Source organism: Sagittula sp. SSi028 (assembly GCF_048553715.1).
Classification (GTDB): Bacteria; Pseudomonadota; Alphaproteobacteria; order Rhodobacterales; family Rhodobacteraceae; genus Sagittula.
Map to the genome: position 1 here is coordinate 1 of NZ_JBLZNC010000047.1, position 719 is coordinate 719.

Consider the following 719-nt stretch of genomic DNA (forward strand, 5'->3'; position numbering starts at 1 on the left):
GCTGAACCTCGCTGGCGGCACCAAATGCGGCCTCATCCAGAGTGGCGAGGTACTCTCGCACAGCGCGGGATGCGTCGGCCGGATCGACCTGCGCCGGATCCCACTCTTCCTTCGGCGTCGAGCTCTGCTTGTTGGCATCGGCCTCGCTCAGACTGGCGTCGATGGCCATGCGCTGTCCGCTGACCAAGCCTTCCTCAATGCACCGCGCGACGGTCATCTCGAACAAGTGCCGCAGCAATTCGCTGTCGCGGAAACGGCCGTGCATTGCCCGGCAGGCGCATCCGAAGGATGCTGCCGAGAGGGGCGGTTCTTGGAAAAGGTGGAGTGATCCGGGACGCGGTCGCTCAAATCGAGCCGACAGAACCAGCGATACGCCAAGTTCAAATGCACCTCCTCGCAGAGGCGACGCTCTGACTGGATCCCGAAGCAATAGCCCACCAGCAGCATCCTGATGAGGAGTTCAGGGTCGACCGAAAGCCGCCCGGTGTGGCTGTAGAAATCGGCAAGGTAGGCGCGGATACCGGACAGGTCGACGAACCGATCAATGGAGCGCAGTAGGTGGTTCTGCGGAACATGATCCTCAAGCGAGAACTCGTAGAACAGCGCCGGTTGCGCCTCCTGCCGCGGTCCCATCATCGCCGATCCTCCCAATCTCTTCAGGAATTGAAGCAGCCGACGGCCCTTCGATCAAGCACGAGCTTTTCAACAAAATACGCCCA

The 719-nt window shown here is 61.2% G+C and carries 1 pseudogene; it reads right to left on the bottom strand.

Features of this window, described 5'->3' with window-relative positions:
• A pseudogene (locus ACN5AZ_RS18690) lies at nt 1-636 on the bottom strand (transposase); the annotation flags it as partial.
• Nucleotides 637-719 lie beyond the last annotated feature (83 nt).